Source organism: Pontiella sulfatireligans, assembly GCF_900890705.1.
In the GTDB taxonomy this organism is placed as follows: domain Bacteria; phylum Verrucomicrobiota; class Kiritimatiellia; order Kiritimatiellales; family Pontiellaceae; genus Pontiella; species Pontiella sulfatireligans.
Map to the genome: position 1 here is coordinate 382,659 of NZ_CAAHFH010000003.1, position 20,075 is coordinate 402,733.

General features: G+C 53.4%; 20 protein-coding genes, 2 tRNA genes and 1 pseudogene. 11 read left to right on the top strand and 12 right to left on the bottom strand.

The genetic code is table 11. The features are described from left to right. Positions 1 to 29: 29 nt before the first annotated feature. The 6 genes from SCARR_RS26010 to SCARR_RS28440 all read left to right on the top strand — a co-directional run bounded on the left by SCARR_RS26010 (position 30) and on the right by SCARR_RS28440 (position 2,996). A complete protein-coding gene (locus tag SCARR_RS26010; RefSeq protein WP_136065328.1) occupies positions 30 to 755 on the top strand; it encodes a P-loop NTPase family protein in 726 nt (241 codons plus the stop codon). Positions 756 to 783: 28 nt separating this feature from the next. Beyond that, positions 784 to 1,350, top strand: coding sequence for a hypothetical protein (locus SCARR_RS26015; protein WP_136065330.1), 567 nt, complete (start codon positions 784 to 786; stop codon positions 1,348 to 1,350). Between the two features lie 122 nt (positions 1,351 to 1,472). Then, positions 1,473 to 1,679 (top strand): hypothetical protein, encoded by a 207-nt coding sequence (locus tag SCARR_RS26020; protein WP_136065332.1) that lies wholly within the window; start codon positions 1,473 to 1,475, stop codon positions 1,677 to 1,679. Then, the gene (locus tag SCARR_RS26025) at positions 1,676 to 1,933 is read left to right on the top strand and encodes a hypothetical protein (RefSeq protein ID WP_136065334.1); all 258 of its coding nucleotides are present in this window, start codon (positions 1,676 to 1,678) and stop codon (positions 1,931 to 1,933) included. The genes SCARR_RS26020 and SCARR_RS26025 overlap by 4 nt, the downstream gene beginning before the upstream one ends. A gap of 125 nt (positions 1,934 to 2,058) precedes the next feature. Beyond that, positions 2,059 to 2,826: a hypothetical protein gene (locus tag SCARR_RS26030; protein WP_136065336.1), complete on the top strand. Its 768-nt coding sequence runs from the start codon at positions 2,059 to 2,061 to the stop codon at positions 2,824 to 2,826. 23 nt (positions 2,827 to 2,849) lie between these two features. Continuing rightward, positions 2,850 to 2,996 (top strand): hypothetical protein, encoded by a 147-nt coding sequence (locus SCARR_RS28440; protein WP_168433629.1) that lies wholly within the window; start codon positions 2,850 to 2,852, stop codon positions 2,994 to 2,996. A 316-nt stretch (positions 2,997 to 3,312) separates the two neighbouring features. On the opposite strand, the gene SCARR_RS26035 is transcribed toward SCARR_RS28440, so the two are convergent. Beyond that, positions 3,313 to 3,389, bottom strand: a tRNA-Arg gene (locus tag SCARR_RS26035). Between the two features lie 134 nt (positions 3,390 to 3,523). Then, positions 3,524 to 4,933, bottom strand: a complete 1,410-nt coding sequence (locus SCARR_RS26040) for a sulfatase family protein (RefSeq protein ID WP_136065338.1) — start codon at positions 4,931 to 4,933, stop codon at positions 3,524 to 3,526. Positions 4,934 to 5,269: 336 nt separating this feature from the next. On the opposite strand from SCARR_RS26040, the gene SCARR_RS26045 reads away from it, so the two are divergent. Beyond that, a complete protein-coding gene (locus SCARR_RS26045; protein WP_136065340.1) occupies positions 5,270 to 5,581 on the top strand; it encodes a hypothetical protein in 312 nt (103 codons plus the stop codon). Between the two features lie 90 nt (positions 5,582 to 5,671). Here SCARR_RS26045 and SCARR_RS26050 read toward each other — a convergent pair whose 3' ends face one another. The 7 genes and pseudogenes from SCARR_RS26050 to SCARR_RS26080 form a co-directional block, all read right to left on the bottom strand. Next, positions 5,672 to 6,985, bottom strand: a complete 1,314-nt coding sequence (locus SCARR_RS26050) for a D-tagatose-bisphosphate aldolase, class II, non-catalytic subunit (RefSeq protein ID WP_136065342.1) — start codon at positions 6,983 to 6,985, stop codon at positions 5,672 to 5,674. Between the two features lie 66 nt (positions 6,986 to 7,051). Continuing rightward, positions 7,052 to 8,086, bottom strand: coding sequence for a galactitol-1-phosphate 5-dehydrogenase (locus tag SCARR_RS26055; protein WP_136065344.1), 1,035 nt, complete (start codon positions 8,084 to 8,086; stop codon positions 7,052 to 7,054). Positions 8,087 to 8,092: 6 nt separating this feature from the next. Then, the gene (locus tag SCARR_RS26060; RefSeq protein WP_136065346.1) at positions 8,093 to 9,616 is read right to left on the bottom strand and encodes a xylulokinase; all 1,524 of its coding nucleotides are present in this window, start codon (positions 9,614 to 9,616) and stop codon (positions 8,093 to 8,095) included. A gap of 101 nt (positions 9,617 to 9,717) precedes the next feature. After that, the gene (locus SCARR_RS26065) at positions 9,718 to 10,338 is read right to left on the bottom strand and encodes a histidine phosphatase family protein (RefSeq protein ID WP_136065348.1); all 621 of its coding nucleotides are present in this window, start codon (positions 10,336 to 10,338) and stop codon (positions 9,718 to 9,720) included. An 85-nt stretch (positions 10,339 to 10,423) separates the two neighbouring features. Next, positions 10,424 to 10,858, bottom strand: a complete 435-nt coding sequence (gene fucU / locus SCARR_RS26070; RefSeq protein WP_136065350.1) for an L-fucose mutarotase — start codon at positions 10,856 to 10,858, stop codon at positions 10,424 to 10,426. Positions 10,859 to 12,367: 1,509 nt separating this feature from the next. Continuing rightward, a pseudogene (locus tag SCARR_RS29425) lies at positions 12,368 to 12,883 on the bottom strand (MFS transporter); the annotation flags it as partial. 118 nt (positions 12,884 to 13,001) lie between these two features. Next, on the bottom strand, positions 13,002 to 14,051 hold the full coding sequence (locus SCARR_RS26080) for an aldo/keto reductase family protein (RefSeq protein ID WP_222846477.1): 1,050 nt from the start codon (positions 14,049 to 14,051) through the stop codon (positions 13,002 to 13,004). A gap of 201 nt (positions 14,052 to 14,252) precedes the next feature. Between SCARR_RS26080 and SCARR_RS26085 the strand changes: the two genes are divergently transcribed. Continuing rightward, complete coding sequence (locus tag SCARR_RS26085) at positions 14,253 to 15,125, top strand: AraC family transcriptional regulator (RefSeq protein WP_136065352.1); 873 nt, start codon at positions 14,253 to 14,255, stop codon at positions 15,123 to 15,125. Positions 15,126 to 15,130: 5 nt separating this feature from the next. Here SCARR_RS26085 and SCARR_RS26090 read toward each other — a convergent pair whose 3' ends face one another. Then, positions 15,131 to 16,369: a glucose-1-phosphate adenylyltransferase gene (locus tag SCARR_RS26090; RefSeq protein WP_136065354.1), complete on the bottom strand. Its 1,239-nt coding sequence runs from the start codon at positions 16,367 to 16,369 to the stop codon at positions 15,131 to 15,133. A 177-nt stretch (positions 16,370 to 16,546) separates the two neighbouring features. Between SCARR_RS26090 and SCARR_RS26095 the strand changes: the two genes are divergently transcribed. Continuing rightward, positions 16,547 to 16,622: transfer RNA gene (locus tag SCARR_RS26095), tRNA-Lys, on the top strand. Positions 16,623 to 16,811: 189 nt separating this feature from the next. Continuing rightward, positions 16,812 to 17,531, top strand: a complete 720-nt coding sequence (locus tag SCARR_RS26100) for a hypothetical protein (protein ID WP_136065356.1) — start codon at positions 16,812 to 16,814, stop codon at positions 17,529 to 17,531. A gap of 9 nt (positions 17,532 to 17,540) precedes the next feature. Here SCARR_RS26100 and SCARR_RS29645 read toward each other — a convergent pair whose 3' ends face one another. Both SCARR_RS29645 and SCARR_RS26110 read right to left on the bottom strand, forming a co-directional pair. Beyond that, a complete protein-coding gene (locus SCARR_RS29645; RefSeq protein WP_136065358.1) occupies positions 17,541 to 17,741 on the bottom strand; it encodes a DUF2905 family protein in 201 nt (66 codons plus the stop codon). Between the two features lie 231 nt (positions 17,742 to 17,972). Next, positions 17,973 to 18,698: a VWA domain-containing protein gene (locus tag SCARR_RS26110; RefSeq protein WP_136065360.1), complete on the bottom strand. Its 726-nt coding sequence runs from the start codon at positions 18,696 to 18,698 to the stop codon at positions 17,973 to 17,975. A gap of 418 nt (positions 18,699 to 19,116) precedes the next feature. Between SCARR_RS26110 and SCARR_RS28445 the strand changes: the two genes are divergently transcribed. Then, positions 19,117 to 19,272 carry a hypothetical protein gene (locus SCARR_RS28445; RefSeq protein ID WP_168433630.1) on the top strand — a complete coding sequence of 52 codons (156 nt, stop codon included), beginning with the start codon at positions 19,117 to 19,119 and terminating at the stop codon, positions 19,270 to 19,272. Positions 19,273 to 20,075 lie beyond the last annotated feature (803 nt).

Genomic DNA, 20,075 nt, shown 5'->3' on the forward strand with positions numbered 1-20,075 from the left:
AAACTGCCGATTTATGTCCCGCCTGACGTGTGGGAAAGCGTGCCTTCTTTTGTTTTTGTGAAGTCGTTCGAGAGAACTTAACGACTAACAAAAGGACACGAAACCATGCAGGCACAGAGCGCGACAATCATCAAGGCGGCCATACCGATCCGGACGAATGCAATTTCCCTATGCCGTTTCTCGCTCCTCTCGACCTCTCGCAGTCGATTGATTGGAAAGCCGTGCAATGTGTCGCTCAATGGATGATCGACCGGGAAACGGGAAATGCTAAGCCGTGGGGCGTATTTCACGGCGCAACCGGACTCGGAAAAAGTCGTGCTTCGATTGTGGCCGGTTTTGGGTCGGTGAACGGATGCAGCTCGGCCCTCTTTTCAGACTTCACTCATTTTCGATTCGTTCGCGCCGTCGAGTTTGCCCGCCTTGCCAGAATGCCACATGGGAAACCGCTGGAATTTACCGCATTTAAAAATCCGGATTATAAAGACAGTGACGACCCCGAATATTATTTCGATGGCCTTATACTTGACGATCTTGATAAGGCTTCATTTTCCGCAAATGTTGTTGCCGAACTGTTCGACCTGATTGACCACGCGGAACAGACCGAGCGACTTTTGATCATAAACACTCAGGCCACCGGCGGGGACCTTGCAAAAATGATGCTTGGCTCAAACCCAGATCCACAGCGCACCGCCCGCGTGCAATCAATAATGAGGCGGCTTATTGATCACGCAAAATTCATTCATTTCCAGAAATAACAAACCAACCCCAGAAGGAACCAGTACCATGAAAGCAGCACTAGGCATCCAAAACAGCAAAATATTAATCGGCAAAATCCGCGCAATTCACATCCCGGAATTTTTCCCAGAAGAAACCTCGAAGGCCCTCACCGCCTGGAACAAGAAGCGGGCCGATTTAAGCACCGAGATTTCTGTGCTTGGGAAAAGCATTTTTGCGCTTGTCGATGAAGCGGCAAGCGGTCAATGCACCAAACCGGCGACCGTCATTTCAGATTTGCAGAAGGCTCGCGCAAAGGTCAAAAGGTATGACATCGATCTCATCAATTTGCTTTCGGGAAAAGCACCGCTTTGGCCTTTGGTGCAGGAAGCCTACAAAACCGAGTCAAAACGATGGCGGAAAGTTGAGGCCGACCGGAACAAGGAGCTCGACAACGTTGTGAAAGACATGGTTAAGGCGGTTGCCCATAACGTCCGGCTAATGGATACCGCCCGGATAGAAGCGGAGCGCAATGCGATACGAATGCGGGCCCTGACACAGAACGATCAAAACATTGTGTCCAACGAAGAGGCCCAACTCCTCACCGACCTGAAGCTCAGTTGCCAAGACCTGTAAAATTTCGGCTGGGTTGCTCCCCGGCTCCTGCCCCCCAGCTCCAGTGGGGGATTTCATAAACGGCGCTGTCGCCCGTCGTTGGAGTGAGGCGGCAACTTTCAACCACAACGAAGGAATACAGAATGAAAACAACAATGACTAAGATCGAACACGCCCGGGCAAGATCCTTGCTTGGGCGCGAGCTGGCCGCCCTTGCATTCGGTGCAGGCTGGAGCCTGAAAGACTGCGAAGCGTTGGCTTCCAAGTTGAATAAGTTGCCGCGGTTTGAGGCCCGGGTTTTGAAAGATAAATTATCCGAAGCGTTCAAGGCTATGGAGCGGGCGGTATGAAGAATAAATCAAAACCAACCATGAAGACGTTTGTTTCAACTGAAAGCCTCGAGCCGAGCGCGGAATATATCAGCCTGCAGGTGGTAGCGCCCTCCCTAAATCGAAAGAAGCCTTTGCGGTTGCAGGTAAATTGGATCCGATCCAGCCGACGCTTTGCCAATGGCAACGGCATCGCTTGGGTTCGCAAGAACCAGCCCGATGCCGAGGCGACAATCCGCGATGAAGTAGAGGCCATCGAGCGGCTTCTGCTGTGAGCACCTGAGCACCCCCCCCCGGGTTAGGTACTTCCAGCGCTTGCTCTGCTCAAGACAGCGATGACCGACATCAAGCAACAAATGACCGACTGAATATAACAAATCTTTAATATTTGAGGATCACCATGCAAATTGACGAAGCCACGACCTTTGAAATTACGTTGCTAGCGCGCGCCTTTAAAATAGTGCTTATGCTGCGAGATCCGCGCCCCCCGTATTGGATACCGCTTTGTGAAATGCTTTTCCGGTATCAGGCAGGGGCCGGATTAAGTACCGGCTTTTTCACGGGCCGCACCAATGCCGAGCGCATGAGTTTAAGCCGCCTGCTCAAAGGGCTGCAGGATGACAACCGCATTGCCTTATCCGGTAAAGCCCGCGCATTGAGCGCCCGCCTTACACTGGAGCGCGAGGCCGAAGTGCTGGGCATGGTGGGGATGCCGGCGATATGGGAAACACGAGAGGCAATGACGGCGCTATCCCGGATCAAGGGCGATGGCTTCCACCTTCTAGCGGATCACAAAGACAGCCAGCGCGACAAAGCCGAAGGCCGGAATCAAGTTGCGTGGACATATTTCCGCGTCATTACCGGGGTTTTACATGGGAGGATTGATTGGAAGCCCAGTATGCAGACCGGCTATGTGTTCGCCAGCCTGACCGACAAAGGCCGGGAGGAGCTTGCCGCCCCGATGGCGGAAACAGAATTTCCAGCCGATGACCTGGCCGGGGAAATCTTCGACAATGCAATGCAAGACGCCGGCAGGGAGTTCTCCGCTTTGGTAAATAAATCATCGCAGGAAATCGGCATAATTTGTGCCCCCCACAGTTTCGGAGAGCTGCCCAGAAAAACGCTATGCAGGATGATTCCCGACCGCTCTATCCCGTTACTTGATTAACCCCAACCCAAGGAGCACCAAAAATGACACAGCCCAAAAAACCGCAGACCACCAAGCCCGCCGCAAAGGCAATGGCCCGCAAGAATGCCGAAGCCGCAGAAGCCCAAGCATCTAGCGCGGTGCAAAAGGTATTGCGATCCTACCGAGGCGACACCATGGCCGAAGAGTAGTAACCGCCCCGGCCCCACCCCCGCCCATGCAGTTGTTTTGCATGGGCTTTTTTGCGCCCAGACCGCGCCATAGGCCACCGCCTGCCGAAATACGACCGATAAGCCGTTTGACGGCAACGGCGAATCCACAAGCCACAGCAAGCGCTTTCCGTGGCTTATTCGTGGCTTATCTGGAATCTTCGTGGCTTAAGGTGGACTTACGATGTTTATTATATAGCGGAACACGACGGAACCAAACGGAACACCAATTTAGGCGGAACAAAAAGAAAACCCCTGCAAACATTGGCTATAAACCGTTATTTACAGGGGTTTAAGGTGGTGCCCTGAACAGGATTCGAACCTGTGACCTACGCATTAGAAGTGCGTTGCTCTATCCAGCTGAGCTATCAGGGCTCTTGTGAAAGGACGGGCAATATAGGTTAGTGATCGGAATAGAGGCAAGCTGTTTTGACTCAAATGCGCGATTCTGTTCCCGGATGGCGCACCACTTTTAAAGGAGTGCTTGGCCACCCCCACCCTATTCCTGTTCAGTTCCCTTTCTTTCCCTGTTCGGTTTTAAGTGGCTTCCAAGCATCCACCGGCTTGTAGGACGGGTCGTTGTAGTCGCCCCCAGCCTGGCTGTTTTCCACACTCTGGAAAAAGGCAATCAGCTCGCGCTCCATGTCCGATGCACGCTCCGGCATGGCGGAGGACAGGTTGTTTTCTTCGGGGCGGTCTTTGGAAAGATCGTACAACTCGCGGTCGGGCAGGATGAATTTGTAGCCGTCCTTTACCAGCGAGGAGGTTCCTCCGGAATAACGGAAAGGAATGGCCCCCGAGCGCTTTGACGCCTTCCCCGTTAAAACAGGCAGCACGTTTTCGCCGTCGATCGGCCGGGCGTCAGGCATGGTATAGTCCACAATGCTTCCAATGGTTGGAAAATAGTCGAGCGTCGATAAAATGGCGTCGTTGCGGGAGTCCGGCTGAATTTTTCCGGGCCAGACGGCGAAAGCAGGCACCCGCACGCCGCCATCGTAAAGCGCGCGCTTGCGCCCGCGCAGTCCGTCGGTCGTTCCGGCGCGGCGCCCTTTCGCCTCTTTCCCCTCGGGACCGTTGTCGGAACAGAAGAAAATGAGCGTGTTGTCGGCAGTGCCGGTTTTTTCCAGCGTCTGGACGATGCGGCCAACCTGCTCATCAAGTTCTGTGATGCAGCCGTAGAAATGGGCGGCGTCTCCGTGGCCCTCGTACATTTTCAGGTAATCCGGCCCAGCCTCGATATCTTCGTGCGGCGCATGAAACCAGACGACCGCGAAGAACGGTTTGTTTTCGGACGCAGCCTTTTCAATGAACGGCACCGCGCGATCAACCACCACGCGCGCCGCGCCACCCTTCAGGCTTTCGTCGCTGCCGTCGAGTGCAATGCCGTTTTCATAGAAGGGATTGCCCTTGGCGCGCTTTCCAAGGCCGGGATTCCATGTGCAGATGGCCGATTCGGTAACAAACGAAGCGTCATAGTCGCGCTCCCACGGCGGGGCATAGTTCAGCTCGGGCTTGCGCTTCAAGCCTTTGGAGGACTCGGTTTTGCTCAGTGTGCCAAGATGCCACTTGCCGAAATGGCCCGTAGCATATCCCTGTTCCTTCAGCATTTTCGCGAGCGTGATTTCTTGTTTGGGCAAATGCCCCTTGTTGGCGGTGTAGATGCCAAAGCGGTCGTGATGCCGCCCCGTCAGGCACGTGGCGCGGGTCGGCGAACAAACTGAGTTGCCCGAATAGAAGTGCGTCAGCACCACGCCCTTTTCCGCCAGCGCGTCCAAGCTCGGCGTCTGGATAATCGTGTTGCCGTTAAAGCCTGTATCGCCGTATCCGAGATCGTCGGCCATCATCAGAATAATATTGGGCTTCTCCGCCGCCCATGCTCCAGCAACCAGCACCATCCCTGCAATCAATACGCATTTCATACAACATCCCTTTTAAATAAGTACATACCTTTTAAACGATTTGTATAACCCAAAACAGACACTAAAACACAAGAAACCGCCTCGGGAACCTTATCCGCTTGGCTGCACGCCGATCACCGAAGCAAACAAACCAAGCGCGCACTGGGGGAAAGAACCCCCCTACTCTATGCGCCAGAAACATAAAGAAAACCATGGAAGCCCCACTCGGACACCCATACAATGCTTCTAAGTTGCCGTTGTGGGTCGCGCGGTCCGGCCAAGCTTTCCAACACTGAGCTAAATCGTTATGAGCATGATTATAGATAAATGTCCCACCTCCTCGGAAGGGTAAAACATATGGACGACAAAACTGAATTTACCGTAAAGACAGAAGGTTTGGGCGACGAGATTGTGAAAGTCATTCATGCGTCAAAATCCTACGTTTCAAGCGCCTTCCTAACGTTGCTGCTTTATTACGTTGGCTTCTACATCATTGGTCTGATTTGCAACATTGTATTTCTATCCAAATCCAATGAATCAAAGCGAATTGCAGGCGCCAGCCCTTCAGGACGAGGCTGTCTGGTATTCCTCCTCTGGGTGCATATCATACTCCCCATCATTATCATCATTGTGATGTTTGGCGGAGCTTTGGCCTCAGGCGGCTTCTGATGGCGTCGCCTCAAATTCAAACACGGCAGCCCCGAAAAAAAGCCGGTTCCCAAAGGAACCGGCTTTTTCATTTTCCAATGTCTGGAAAACTCATTTGGCCATCTTGCAGGCGCGGGCGTAGATGCCGATGACGTCCTGCGTGCGGTTGATGATGATTGCTTCCACCTCATTCGCGATGGTGCCTTCGCTGACCGCGTTGTACTGGTTCGGCATGTACTGGCTGAGCAGCGACAACGAAATCGGGGTTTCCTTTAGATTGGAAACCAACTTCGCAACGGCCGCCTGAATTTTTTCATTCGGCCAGTAATAGCGCGACCGGTCGGAGAAGCTGTACTTGCGCTTGTACGCCTGCACCACGGCGTCGCCCGGATAATATTTCTTCCAGTATTTCGGCTCGGCAATCATCACTTCGTCGATCACTTCGCGAAGCTTGGAGGTCTCGATCCCTTTCGGCGCGAGCATTTCCTCTTCAATCATCGCTAGGGCAAACAGCGCTTCGCGATAGCCGAAGGTCAGCCACGGGCCGACCTTAAGGATGCAGTAGTGGTCTTCCACCAGCTTCGAAAGGCCGGTTTCGGACTGATAGTCGGTAGAGTGCGCTTCGTAGACGAAACGGTCCTGTTTCATGATTTCGTCGCTGAGGCCTTTGGCGGCTTCGCGGTCGTAGTGGAACACCTGGTCGTCGCCAAACTCAACGCCCGGCTGAACCACTACGCCATAGACGCGGTTCCAAGCATCGGAAAGGCCTTCAGCCTCAAACGCCGCTTTGGTGACTTCGATGGTTTTGATCGCGTCGACTGGCGTGGTCGGCGTTACGGTCTCTTCCTCTTCCTGGGCGCCGCCCGGAATCGGAACCTCGGTGCCGATGATGTAGACCGGCTTCGGCTGTCCCGCGCAGAACGCCGCGTGGGTTTCTTCGGCAACCTTCGCCATAGCGGCGGCGCGCGAAGCAACAATCTCGTCGGCCAATGGCTGATGCCGGTCGCCGGCATCGTCGGCGCAGAACATGGACGCGTCGAGGTGGATCTTCTGGTAGCCGGCTTTCACGTATGCCGCAATCAGCTCCAGCGCCTTCGCCATGGCCGGCTCGGCGTTTTCGGCCTGCCATGCGTTGGGGCCGAGATGGTCGCCACCCAACAGAATGTTCTCTTTGTCGTATCCCACCTTCGCGGCAATGCCGTGGACGTACGCTACAAAGTCGGCCGGCTTCATGCCGGTGTATCCGCCAAACTGATCCACCTGGTTGGAGGTGGACTCGATCAGCAGGATCGATTCGTCTTTCTTGGCCTGAAGCATGGACGCTTCCAGAACGGTGGCCTGTGCGGAACAGACGGAATAGATCCCCGTTCCCTTTCCGGCGCGGTTGTCGGCCAGAATTTGTACATATTTATCTACTGCGCTCATGTTTACTCCTTTGGAGATTTGAAATTTGAAATATCAGATTTGAAATCTTCTAAATGCGTTCCGCATTTAGAAGTTAATCATTACCTTCGCCCAGAGCTCTTTGTTGCCATAAATGACATCGTAGGCGTTCTGGATCTGCTCGACCGGGAAGGTGTGGGTTTGGAGGCCATCTACCTTGACGAGGCCGGCTTCCATCATCCACGCGGCAGTGGTCCACTCAGCACCAGGGAACGGCGCGGAATAGTTCATCCACGAACCAACCACATTGAGCTCCTTGCGGGAAATCGACTCAAACTGTGGTGCTGTGAAGGTGATCGGAGCATGCGCCGTTCCAACCAGCAGAATGGTGCCGCGTCCACGGGCAATCGCCATCGCGGAAATTTTGGCCGGAGCCGCTCCTGAAGATTCGAACACCACGTGTGCACCGTCTTCGAGCTCGCGCTCGCAAACGTCTTCGAGCGGCTCGGTGATCGGATTGCAGACAATGTTTGCACCCATCGCCTTCGCCATTTCGAGTTTTCCTTCCGCCACGTCGGACGCGACAATGTTTTTGCAGCCCATGGCCTTGAAGATCTGGATGGCCAGCAGGCCGATGGTGCCGGCGCCGGTCACGACAACGTCTTTGCCGAGCAGATTCTCGAGACGCAGGATCGGGTGCAGACAAACGGTGATTGGCTCGATGAAGGCGGCCTGGTCGTAGGACAGGTTCCCGATGGCTACGAGGTTGCTGGCCGGTACGCGCAGGAATTCGCCAAACGCGCCCTGAACACGGGAACCGATGAAGCTGTAGCTTTTGCAGAGCGAATAGTTGCCTTGGGCGCACTTGTCGCATTTCATACACGGCATGAGCGGCGCGGCGGAGGCGCGATCGCCGACCTTCCAGCCTTCGACGTTTTCGCCAACAGCGACGATTTGGCCGGCAAATTCGTGACCCAGCACAACTTCATCCCAGCGCGGGTTTTCTTCCTGGACGCGGACAATGTCCGATCCGCAAATCCCGCAGGATTTAACTGCGATGAGTACCTCGTCGGCAGTGGGAGACGGCTTGTCCATCTCAATGACTTCGACTTTCTTGATGCCTTTGCGCAATGCAGCTCTCATTGGTCTTTAATCTCCAGTTAACTTTGTCTTTTTAGAAAATTTTGCGGTGATTCCGGCGAGCTTGTCGTACTCGCCCTTGATGTTTTCGTACAGGCTGCGAAAAACACTGTACATTTCGCTGTAGTATTCGTGGTTTTCCGCGTTCGGCGTAAATTCGGCGCGCGTCGGTATTTTTTCGATGCCCTCTTCGAAGCTTTTGATGGCGCCCACGCCATACGCCGCTGCAATGGCGATGCCGAGCGGCGGAAGGTCTACCGCGCCGGGAATTTCGATTGCCTTGCCGATGACATCCGAGAAAATCTGCACCCAGGTGGCCGAGTTGGCGCTGCCTCCGGTAATCTTGACATCGATGATTTCCACACCTTCTTCCTCGGCAATGCTCAACACATGCCTCGAACCATAGGTGGTGCCTTCCATGAAGGCGCGGATCATGTCCTGACGGTTGGTGGTCGGCTTGAGCCCCATCAAAACGCCACTGGTGTTGTCGTTCCAGATCGGGCAGCGCTGCCCCACCATGTACGGCAGAAAGATCACCGAGCTTTTGCCACAGACCGAGGTGTCGCCCAGCTTGTCGATTTCAGCAAAGCTTTCCTCTTCAAGCACCTCTTCCTTAAACCACTTGAGGCCGGCCCCGCCAAAATCGACGCCGCCGGAGGTGAGCCACGTGCCTGGGACAATGTGCGGGTAGACGTGCAGGTTTTTGTTGTACTTGGGTTCGCTCAAGCAAACGTTGTTGGTGGTTACGGTTCCGCCGGAAATGAACACTTCTCCGCCCTTGGAAACGCCCGCGCCGAGTCCGGCGGCAACGTTGTCCATGGAACCGGCGATAACCGGCGTGCCTTCGAGCAAACCCGTCTTGGCGGCCGCCTCGGCCGTCACTTTGCCAACAACGTCGGTGCAGTTGTAAATCGGCGGAAGTTTTGCCCGGTCGATCCCGCAGCCATCGAGCAAAACGTCGGAATATTCAGCGGTCTTGGTATCGCAAAACTGGGACAGGCCCGCCTCGGAAACATCCATCGAATACTCTCCGGTCAGGCGGTAAACCAAGTAGCCGTTGGCATGCAGGAACATGTGGGTCTTTTCGTAGACCTCCGGCTCGTTTTCCTTAATCCACATGATCTTCGGCGCCGGATTACCGGCATCGCTGACGTTGCCGTTGATTTTCCACGTTTCATCGTTAAGGTTTTCGGTGATCCACTCGGCCTGCTTGGTGGCGCGGCGGTCCATCCAGATCAAGCCAGGACGAAGCGGGTCGCCTTCTTTGTCGACGGGGAGCACGGTGGTGGAAAATGCATCGATGCCGACGGCAATGATCTTGGCCGGGTCGATGGAGCTGGTTTCGATCATTTCCTTGGTGTTGTCCTTCAGGGCGCGCCACCATTGATAGGCCGGCTGTTCGGCCCAGCCCTGATGCGGGTAGCTTGTGTCGTACGCCTTCTTGGCGGTCGCCACCATATTGAAATCCGTATCGAACAACACCGTCTTGCAGCTCGTTGTTCCCAGATCCACACTCAAAATATATTCAGCCATACTCAATTCTCGTTATTAAACACGAAGACACAAAGTACACGAAGTGATGTACAATTCAGATTTGTGTTCCTTAGAGACCTTCGTATCTTAGTGTTAAATTATTATGCGCGGGAGACGGCGTGCTTTGCATCGCCCAGAAAAATCGATTCGACCTTGTGGGTGCTTCCAAGGCCTGTAAATTGTGTTTTCCAGATTTCGCCGTTTTTGGCGATTACGTGCGGGTATTCCGGCAGGGTTTGTTCGAGCGTGGCTTTGATCATCCGCATCGTGACGGCATGCGTCACAAACAGGATGTTGTCGCCTTCGAGGATTTCCAATGAATGGAAAAACGGCTCCAGCCTTCGGGCAATCATTTCGTAGGATTCGCCCCCGCCTTCTGGCACCCACTTCCAGCGCTTGGTGCGGTCGTGCATGTAGTCCGTCCGCGATTCCAACTCGGTGTAGCTCAATCCGGCAAAGCCGCCGAGATCCTGCTCGATGAGCCGTTCATCCGTTTCGACCTCCAGTCCGAATGCGGCGGCAATCGGCTTTGCGGTCTGTTGTGCACGAATCAGCGGCGAACAGATGACGCGATCCAGCAAAGCAATCTGCTTGAACTCAACCGCGATCGCTTCCGCGTCGGCCTTGCCCTTTTCGGTCAGCGGGAAATCCTGACGGGATGCTAGAATGTCCTGCAAATTCGCTTCGCTTTGCGCGTGGCGGATAAAGTAGATGGTTTTCATAAAACGAATATCGAATATCGAACAAGGAACTCCGAATGATGAAGTACTTCGGAATTCAACATTCCTTGTTCGACATTCTGCGGTTCTACGCCAACGGCGTTACACCTTTCTTGAGGATAATATTGCCGTATTTGGCAGTGGTTCCGGTGACGACGCAGGCGTAGGCCTTTTCAGCGCGGTCGTAGAACTCGAAGCGGCCGATGCGGGTAACACCCGGCGCGTCCGGAGCATCCTTTTTGATGGCGGCCATGTAGTCGGCTTCCACCTGCGGGTCGAGCTCATCGCCTTCGACGGCCGACATCATGATCAGCGGATCGTCGTAGCTGTCGAGTTCGAAGACCGGGATGATGCCTTCGAGCAGATCGGGGATCTGCAGGCCGTCGCCGCGCAGGACGTTCTTCGGACAGAAGGTGTGGCCTGGGAAGTGCGCGTCGGACAATACGATTTCGTCGCCGTGACCCATTTCAGACAAAATCTTCAACAGTTCCGGGCTAATGATTGGATTGATTCCTTTAAGCATTGGTTTTCTCCTATGTTGTTTTGGTCAAAGGTCTGAAGGTCGGGTCATTTGACTTGCGACCCTCAGATTTTCGCCCAGTGGCTCCGCCGCCTAGGCTTGTTCTTTCTTATGGTGGATGCTGTATGTCCGCCAGCCATAGAGCGCGATGACCATAAAGCAGATCAACGGCAGGACGAAGGACGCGCGTACGCTGGCCAGTTCACGGAAGCCCAGATCAATAGCGGGCAAATCGATAATCCGGCCTTGAAGCGGCGTCATGATGCAGCCGCCGCCAATGGCCAGAATCAAACCGGCCGAACCGAGCTTGGCATCGTCGCCCAGCCCGTCAAGAGCAATGCCATAGATCGTCGGGAACATGAGCGACATGCAGGCGGAAACACCAATTAGGCAGTAGAGACCGGCGTAGCCGTCGACAAAGATTGTGCCCGTGGTTAACAAGATCGCACCGGATGCCAAAATGGTGAGCAGTGCGCCCGAACTGATATAGTGCATCAGGAAGGTGCAGACAAAACGGCTGGAAACAAAGATGATCATAGCAAGAATATTGCAGTTCTGGGCGGTGGCTTTGGAGAGCCCCAGCTCCATGGAACCGTACTGAACAATGAACGTCCAGCACATGATCTGGGCACCGACATAGAAGGTCTGGGCAACCACGCCCTCGATGTAGGTTGGGTTCTTGAAGAGACGCTTAACCGTGCCGCCAATATCCATGCCTCCATGATCGTCTTGATGCTCGCCTTGGGTTTTGGCCGGAAGTTTCCAGGCAAACAGGATCACCACCAGAATCAGGAAGCCCCCCATCAGGGCATAGGGAAGGGAAACAATGCCAAGATCCTCCTTTTGAATCGTGGAAAGATCCGATCCTGCGCCAGCAAAATATTCTTTCAAACTCGCGGTCGGGATGGTTTCCAGCGCCGTTTTAGCGGCGTTCAGCTCCTGCTGGACTGTTGCAACCAAAGCCGAGGCTTTGGCCGCATCCAGCGATGCTTCAGGCACAAACATTAGAGAGAGTGCAGCAGCCGGTGCGACCGCTTGGTTGAAATGCTGCTCGGCAACTTTCCATTCCCCTGCTCCGGCCTTGGCCAGGAGGGGACTTTCCTTATTAAGAGCGAGTGTCAGTTCCAGTCCCCGGTCACCGACAAAGAAGTCGTTGCGCTGAGCTTCGGCCGGAGTGGGCTGCGGTTTATCTCTAATCTGAAGAACCACCGCCACCGCTTCGGCGGCGGCCTTGAACTTGTTACCCTTGGGCTGAGCCAGCAGAGCCTCCTGAACCGAATCCGCGTCCGTTGCATGGGCATTATCAAGAAGGAAGGTTCCGTCTTTCAGTGAAGCCGAAAGCTCGCCGGCTTTCTTGAATAGTTTTTTACTTTCCTGCCAGCTTTCGATGCCGGTGACTTCGGCCAGACTGTCGACCGTTGCAATCTGCCCGTTGACTTCCTGCAAGTGGACGGGTGTTCCATTTTGGTCAAGCTCCTCCATTTGGCGGCGAGCGGTCTCACTGGTTCCATCCAGACTGGCCAGAATGAACATGCTCGCAACGAACATGCCGACGATCGACCCCATCGGATTGAACGCCTGGGCAAGGTTCAGCCGGCGTGTTGCAGTGGACTCATCGCCCATGGAAAGAATGTAGGGGTTCGCGGTCGTTTCAAGGAAAGAAAGTCCGCTGGTCATGATCAGGTATGAGAGCAAGAACAACGGATAGGACATGGCCATGCCACTGGGGATGAACATCAGGCAGGCCAGCGAATAGAGCGCCAGACCAATCACCACGCCCTTCTTATACGAAAACTTCTTGATGAACAGTGCGGCGGGAATAGCCATCAGGGCATAGCCGCCATAAAACGCCGCCTGCACCATGGAGCTCTCAAAGTTAGAGAGCAGCAGGATGTTTTTAAAGGCCGCAACCATCGGGTTCGTAATGTCGTTGGCGAATCCCCATAACGGGAAAAGAATCGTCACCAAAACAAATGTTAAAAGCAGTTCCGGTGGAACCACCGGTTTTTTCTTTTCTAAATCACTCATTCGCTTCTCCTCGAGTTAACAATAGACCCCTCTATTGATTATTTGGTTGGAAGGATGGATGTCTGGAAGATTGCTCCCATTCATCCACCCTTCCTATCTTCTTCCAACCGTTGGAAACTTAGTCAGCAATAACGCCGTCTACGTCCCAGAGGTCGTCCCAGGTCTGACCGTCTTTCCACAAGAAGACCTGGCCTTTAATCAGGCGGCACTTCTTGTCGATGGTGGACAGCTCAGCCATCTCTTCGTCGGTGATGGTCATGTAGCCCGGAAGCGAGCACTTGAGATTGCTGCGGTATTCCGGTTCGAACACAGAGAACGGAATCGGAACCTGGCCGCGCTGAACCGCCCACTTGATGCAAACCACTGCCGGGTGTACCCCAAGGCGCGCAGCAATTTTCTTAATGACCGGATCTTCGATGTCGACGGTGTCGGTTTCAGTCTTGTCGCGGTCCGGACGGGTCGGGGAACCGATCGGGCAGAATGCGATGGGTTGGATTTCCTTGGACACGTAATAGTTGTAGAGCTCGGTCTGCTGGAAGTGCGGATGCAGCTCCATCTCGGTGACGGTCGGCTTGATTTTGCAGTCGCGCAGCAACAGCTCCATTTTGGCCTGGGTCATATTGGAAGTGCCGATGCTCTTGACGAGTCCCATTTCGACGAGCTCTTCGAGCTGCGCCCAGGTCTTCATGAAGTTTTCATGGATGTAGGGCTTCGCGTCCGGGCTGCGGGAATCAACGGAGCAGCCTTTGGCGTGGAAGTTCGGGAACGGCCAGTGAACGAGGTAGAGGTCGAGGTAGTCCAGCTGAAGGTCTTCGAGCGACTGCTTGCAGGAAGCAATAACCTGGCCTTCGCCGTGCATGTCGTTCCAAACCTTGGAAGTTATGTAAAGCTCTTCGCGCGGCACGCCGCCGTCCTGGATGACTTTCAGTGCAACGCCAATCTCTTTTTCGTTGCCGTAAACAGAAGCGCAGTCGAACGCACGCTGGCCGTATTCCGCAGCACCAACCACCGCATTGGCGATCTGGACATTGGTGAAGCGGTCTGAACCGAAGGTGCCCATGCCGATGCCCGGCATCTTTTCGCCATTGCTTAGGGCTTTCTTCGGAACAATGTTGGGATCGACGCCGTCTTCCGCCATTACGAAAGTGGTTTTCAATTCTTCAGACATGATGCTCTCCTTCTCTGGTTGGTTAACACATTTAAAATATAGTCATGCAGTCCTCACAACCACATTGATGAGACGAACAAGCTACCGCGTTCCCGTGCATGCGCAAATGCACCGACTTGACCACATGATGGATATATTTGACTTTACAACCAGTATTAACATCAACAGGATAATTCTCAAACAATCAAAAGATGGCCTTTTATGAAAGAAAACAGCGTTCCATTCATTTCCACACAGGTTTCTTCCGGCGAGTACTACTATCTAAATTTGACTCCAGACAAAGCTGCTGGCGAGGTTGTGGTATGCGGAGGGAGAGAGCAATGCTCTCCCAGCTATAGAATAGAACGCAACAGTTTCAGGTTTTTCTCCATCGAGTTTATTTCCTCTGGGCGCGGCAAGCTGATCATGAACGGCAAAAGCCATGCGTTGCGGCCAGGCGCCATCTACTGCTACGGCCCCCGCACCCGGCACGTGATTGAAACCGATCCCGAAAACCCAATGCTAAAACATTTTGTAGATTTTTCAGGGAGCGCACTGGTTGAACTGCTGAAGACCACCGATTTTCTGAAAGGAAGCCCGCTCTATGTTTCGCGCCCCTTCCGCATTCGCAGCATCTTCGAAAACCTGATCACCACCGGCAACACCGAAAGCCGCAACCGCGATGCGCTCTGCACCCTGCTGCTCCGGCAGCTCATCCTTTATGCCGACGACACCTCGATGGATCCCGCCGCCGCTTTTTCACCGGCCTGGCAGACCTACCTCCGGTGCCGGCAGCATATCGAACGGAATTTTCTCCAGATCCAAACCGTATCGGATGCCGCCGCCGCATGCTTTGTCGACCAAGCCTATCTCTCACGCTTGTTTAAACGCTTTGCCGACGAATCACCGCTGCAGCTGCTGACCCGCCTTAAGATGGGCAAGGCCGCCGACCTGCTCAGCAACCGCGACCTGCTCATTAAGCAGGTAGCAGAAGAGGTCGGCTTTGCCGACCCCTACCACTTCTCCCGCGTGTTCAAGCGCGTCTACGGCATACCTCCCGAAACCTTCACCCAAGCCGCACGCCGCAGAGGCTGAAGCCCCTACAGAACCGTGCCGGAGGGGATGACGGTGTTTTTGGGGATGACCATGATGCCGTCGCGGATCCAATAGAGATCGGTTTGCTCGTCGGCAGGCTTGCCTTCCGGCGAGATGACGACGTTGTCGCCAACGCGCACGTTCTTATCGATGATGGCATTCTTGACCACGCAATTCTTGCCGATGCCCATCGGGATCCCAGAGGGATGCTCGACACCCGCATGCTCGTAGTAGTCGGCGCCCATCAGGATGGACTCCTCAACCACCGACCCCTCGCCCACCAAGGCACGCAAGCCCACCACAGCATGGTCGATGCGCTCGCCGGAAATGATGCACCCGTCGGAGAGCAGACAGCGGCTGAGATCGCAATGGTTGATCTTCGAGGGGGGCAGGTAGCGCATGCGCGTGTAGATTGTGGAGCTCATTTCATAGAAGGAAAATTGAGGCAGCGGTTCGGTCAGCGCCAGGTTGGCTGCCCAGAACGAACGGATGGTTCCAATGTCTTCCCAATAGTCGTCGAAGATATAGCTGTAAACCTTGTGCGATTCGATCGCGCCGGGAATGATGTGCTTGCCAAAGTCGCTGTCTTCGTTTTCGGAGAGCAGCTTCTTCAGCACATCCGTGTTGAAGACATAGATGCCCATGCTGGCCAGATAGCGTTCTTCCTCGTAGAGAGGCGCCTTCAGCTTGTCAAGCTCGGGAGTGTCGCCGGGTTTTTCCGCAAAGTGGATAATCCGCCCCTTGTTGTCGACCTGCATGATGCCGAGCGATCCGGCCTCGTCGCGCGGAACCGGCTTGGTGCTGATGGTCAAGTCGGCCTGGTTGTCGATATGGGACTTGATTACATCGCTCAAATCCATGCGATAGAGCTGGTCGCCGGAGAGGATGACCACCAGATCGGGGCAGTCGCCCATAAAATAGCGCATGGAGCGTCGAACCGCGTCAGCCGTGCCCTGGAACCACCCCTTTGAATCGGGGGTCTGCTCGGCCGCCAGAATACGCACATGCCCGCCGCTGAACTGGTCGAACCGGTACGTGGCGCCAATATGCTGGTGCAAGGATACGCTGTTGAACTGGGTCAGCAGGAAAATCTGGCGGATATCGCTGTTGATGCAATTGCTTATGGGGATGTCAACCAACCGGTATTTCCCCGCAATCGGCACCGCCGGCTTCGATCGCTCCTGCGTTAAAGGCTGCAGTCTACTGCCTGCTCCACCACCCAAAATCAATCCAACAATGTTCATTAAGTTCCCCTTTGGTTACACTTGATTTTCAATTAAGAGAGCTTAGAGGATCGCCTTTAGGCAGAAAACAAAAGAAACGAAAATTTATCGCTTGCATCAGTTCTGCTGATTCTATAGAACATGCGCTCCTTTGAACGGGGAAAGCCTGATTCATCCTCGTGTCGAGACCCCTTTTGTGGGCCGGTAGCTCAGTCGGTAGAGCATTTGACTTTTAATCAAAGGGTCCTGGGTTCGAGCCCCAGCCGGCTCACCATTTAAAGCCCCGCTATCAGCAATGGTAGCGGGGTTTTTGTTTATTTAGCGCATCCTGTGCAGTTCATGATAGCATAGGATATTTCAGGACATTTTAAGCCTATTTGCCAAAGAAATGCCAAAGAAATGAACAGCTACCAATCCCCTTTGCCTATAATGGGACAATCTGTATTTATTTGGAGGTGGCATTATGTGGTTTGAGGACAATAGCCAGGATGGGTGGGATGGTAAGCACGCTGATATGGAAGAGTTAAAAGAGAAAAGTTCTGAGGATTTCATCAACAAAGCCCGTGAGATTGTCGATGACTTCCATTCATCGGGCGCATTTGATGAGCACGAGAAAAATAAGCGGATTGATGAACATTGCGAATACCGCACCTCCAGCGATAATCGAATCGCCGAACAAATCCTGCAATTGGAGAAGGTTCTCGAGGAATATGATCAGGCCTATTCCGATCCGTACAGAGATTTTGTAGAACTGGATGTATATGTCAGTCGCATCAAGCTGATCGTTGAGTCCCTTGATGAATACCGCTCAAAGCTGGATTACTACGAAAAGAAAGAGCGAACAATCCACGACCTCTATGATAGCGGCAAGATTTCTGGCCAGGAAATGGATGATCGTTTGACGGAAACCGGATTCAGGAAGCAGCGTGCCGGAACCAGAACCGAGATGGCCGGGCTTGGTATGACCTATGATGATCTTGGCGAGATCAGCGACCGCTTCAATCACTTAGCCATCGATTTCCAAATCGATGATAATGGCGATACCCGCCACAAGATATTCCTCTTATTGAGATCCATGGATCGCGACAAGGCCATCTATATTCTGGAGCAAGCCGTGATGGACGGAATGATCTCGCAGTCAACCGCTGACTACCTGATCGAGCATACCCTGCGCAGTCATTGAGGCAGATTCTCAAAACCGGCGGACAATTGAAGCAAGCACAGAGAGGACAATGCTCAGCAGCAGGCAGCTCACAATAGGTATTGCCACATAGAGGTTTTCTTTCCTGATCTCGATATCCCCCGGAAGGCTACCAAACCAAGGGATTAATCGTTTGCAGATGAGGAATGCAACGAAGAACACGACCCAAAATGTTATATGCCTACCACTCATTTCCTTCCTCCAATGTCAGCAGGTAAGATACCAAACCCCGACCAATACCAACGCAATACCAAGCAGAGGAGACATGATCGTCGTGGAAACCAACAATACCACCGCAAGAATACCGACCCTTCGATATTCAGGTTCGTTTTTCGCCTTTTGAATAAGCGTAGTCATTTTCGCCTTAACCTTTGACAGATATCTTTGAAAGTCCCTAATCGTCATGGTTCACCTCCCGATCATTTATGCCTTGCGCAAATAGCCGGCCTTTGCCATTTCATGAAACTCCATCAGCAGAGCATCGCGGTCGTCGATAAAGCGGTAACGCGGGCGTCCAGACTCATCGACTGACGCAATGTCCCTAAGCAAGCATTCATTAACCTGTGAAGGACTTCCTCCTATGCCGATACAATCAATAACAACACCGGCGTCCTTCAACCGTTTCCCCCAATCACGAGGGAATCCGGGGCAGTTGTGATCGCCGTCCGTCAGCAAAATAACATGCCCTTGAATGCCGCACTTCAGCTCGGAAGCATCACTCGGTGCCGTGCCCCGATCGAGACCAAGAAAGAATTCCTTTATGGCTCCCCCTTTTCGGTCAGGCACCGGACAATGATGGCTCAAAGCTTCTGCCGCACACTTCAAGCCCGCTGCAATGTTGGTGTACCCGCCGACAGTCAGTCCATTAAGAGCCGCATGCTTCAGAACCTCGAATTGAGAGCCGACAGGGAGTGGCGACTGCACAATGCTTGCTGAACCACTGAATTTAACAATACCCACATAATCATCGGGGTGGCGTTCGAGCTTTATTCCCAATAGATCAATAATCGCCGCAATCGCAGCCATAAGCCTGCTCGGAGGATAATCCGGAGCCTCCATTGACGGTGAAACATCAATAAGAATTATTGTGCAGACTTTTCTTGCCAATTTCTGCGCTGCGGTTGCGAAATTATGAAATGATCTTGTCATGATTATGCTCCTAAGGTGATATGAATTGAACTGCCCGGCGCAAATGCGCCGGACTATATACGTTAGTTAAATAGCCTCTATCTGGAGATCAGCCTCAATGCCGTCGATGCTGTCTTTGGCTCTGGCGGTACGGGATGGATGCCATAGTATCTACTGGGCACTCTCGGCATTGCCGGAGTGGCTGGTGGTGTCGGGATTGCTGGAAAGGCAACTGTTGAGGTCATCTTACGCAAGCGTATCGAAAGCCAGCTGAAAGAGAAATCCGCGTCCGAACTCATCGCCCTCACCCGCCGCCTAACCTGACGCCCGGCCTCGTGCCGGGTTGGTATGGAACGCTTCGGGGGAAACCCTATTGTCCAGCTTCGGTCAAAAGATCTGTGAATAGAAACTGTTTTTAAACCCCACAAGGAGAATACCCATGAATCGAAAAACTATCACCCGACTGCTGCTAGTCACCGCACTCGCCTGCGCCGGCTCAATGTTCAAGCTGCGTTGCACCCACTGTAAAGGCACCGGCTTCCACGCCGGCACCAACATAGTTTGCATCTTCTGCTGCGGCAAAGGGTGGAAGTAATGCATGATGTTCTTCTAGGATGTTCAACCCGCCCTGGCATAACGCCGGGGCGGTATTGATTCTTTTTTACCTATGCAATATGCGGGCGGAAAAAAAGAGCGACTCCCCCCGGTCTGCCAAATATCGCGGAGGAGCCGCCAATACCCATATACCTCGGCGCATATGCTCCCACTGCCAACTACGAGTCTATAGAGCGGAACAAATGCATCCGACCGTACATACCCAAACCTTATGACATAAGTTTATCTTCAGGTGATTCAGGGTCAACAGTTAACACGGGGGATATGAAAACACTCATTTTATCAGCTTAGGTTTCCGGGCTGTGCACACGTTGCACGGTTGTAATACCGCACCATAAGAAACCTACTTTTTATATCTCATATTTTTGAGATAAATAGGTTTCTTATGGGCGAGCTCCGTAGCCGTGCAAAGTGTGCAGTGGCAGTTCTCGAGCGGGTTACAGAAGATTTTCCAGCAACAGCAACAATCTACTGAAGCTATGATGCCTTGTGCCGCACTTAGCCTAGAGACAGGTCGGAGAATGCGGATGATTGGTTGCTTCCTGGCAGTCCCGACCGAAGCCTAACGCACGACTTAGGGTGATCCTAAACTGCTCCTAAATACGTCACTAAACGCCACCGCCACTTTCGGACTAACCAACCGCTGTGGAATTGTGTTCCACAGATTGGTGGTTCGAAATTTACTTCCTCCAGCATTTTCCATTAAAAAAAGAAACAAGGACTTGGCGGAGTCATCGCGTGTACTACTACGACGCTGCGTAGTTCCCCGTATGCCTTCATTAG

Coding starts and splice junctions, on each gene's coding strand:
- SCARR_RS28440 (WP_168433629.1), top strand. CDS start 2,850: ATGACACAGCCCAAAAAACCGCAGACCACCAAGCCCGCCGCAAAGGCA.
- SCARR_RS26030 (WP_136065336.1), top strand. CDS start 2,059: ATGCAAATTGACGAAGCCACGACCTTTGAAATTACGTTGCTAGCGCGC.
- SCARR_RS26080 (WP_222846477.1), bottom strand. CDS start 14,051: ATGTCTGAAGAATTGAAAACCACTTTCGTAATGGCGGAAGACGGCGTC.
- SCARR_RS26040 (WP_136065338.1), bottom strand. CDS start 4,933: ATGAAATGCGTATTGATTGCAGGGATGGTGCTGGTTGCTGGAGCATGG.
- SCARR_RS26085 (WP_136065352.1), top strand. CDS start 14,253: ATGAAAGAAAACAGCGTTCCATTCATTTCCACACAGGTTTCTTCCGGC.
- SCARR_RS26025 (WP_136065334.1), top strand. CDS start 1,676: ATGAAGAATAAATCAAAACCAACCATGAAGACGTTTGTTTCAACTGAA.
- SCARR_RS26015 (WP_136065330.1), top strand. CDS start 784: ATGAAAGCAGCACTAGGCATCCAAAACAGCAAAATATTAATCGGCAAA.
- SCARR_RS29645 (WP_136065358.1), bottom strand. CDS start 17,741: ATGAGTGGTAGGCATATAACATTTTGGGTCGTGTTCTTCGTTGCATTC.
- SCARR_RS26100 (WP_136065356.1), top strand. CDS start 16,812: ATGTGGTTTGAGGACAATAGCCAGGATGGGTGGGATGGTAAGCACGCT.
- SCARR_RS26020 (WP_136065332.1), top strand. CDS start 1,473: ATGAAAACAACAATGACTAAGATCGAACACGCCCGGGCAAGATCCTTG.
- SCARR_RS26045 (WP_136065340.1), top strand. CDS start 5,270: ATGGACGACAAAACTGAATTTACCGTAAAGACAGAAGGTTTGGGCGAC.
- SCARR_RS26050 (WP_136065342.1), bottom strand. CDS start 6,985: ATGAGCGCAGTAGATAAATATGTACAAATTCTGGCCGACAACCGCGCC.
- SCARR_RS26090 (WP_136065354.1), bottom strand. CDS start 16,369: ATGAACATTGTTGGATTGATTTTGGGTGGTGGAGCAGGCAGTAGACTG.
- fucU (WP_136065350.1), bottom strand. CDS start 10,858: ATGCTTAAAGGAATCAATCCAATCATTAGCCCGGAACTGTTGAAGATT.
- SCARR_RS28445 (WP_168433630.1), top strand. CDS start 19,117: ATGAATCGAAAAACTATCACCCGACTGCTGCTAGTCACCGCACTCGCC.
- SCARR_RS26055 (WP_136065344.1), bottom strand. CDS start 8,086: ATGAGAGCTGCATTGCGCAAAGGCATCAAGAAAGTCGAAGTCATTGAG.
- SCARR_RS26110 (WP_136065360.1), bottom strand. CDS start 18,698: ATGACAAGATCATTTCATAATTTCGCAACCGCAGCGCAGAAATTGGCA.
- SCARR_RS26060 (WP_136065346.1), bottom strand. CDS start 9,616: ATGGCTGAATATATTTTGAGTGTGGATCTGGGAACAACGAGCTGCAAG.
- SCARR_RS26065 (WP_136065348.1), bottom strand. CDS start 10,338: ATGAAAACCATCTACTTTATCCGCCACGCGCAAAGCGAAGCGAATTTG.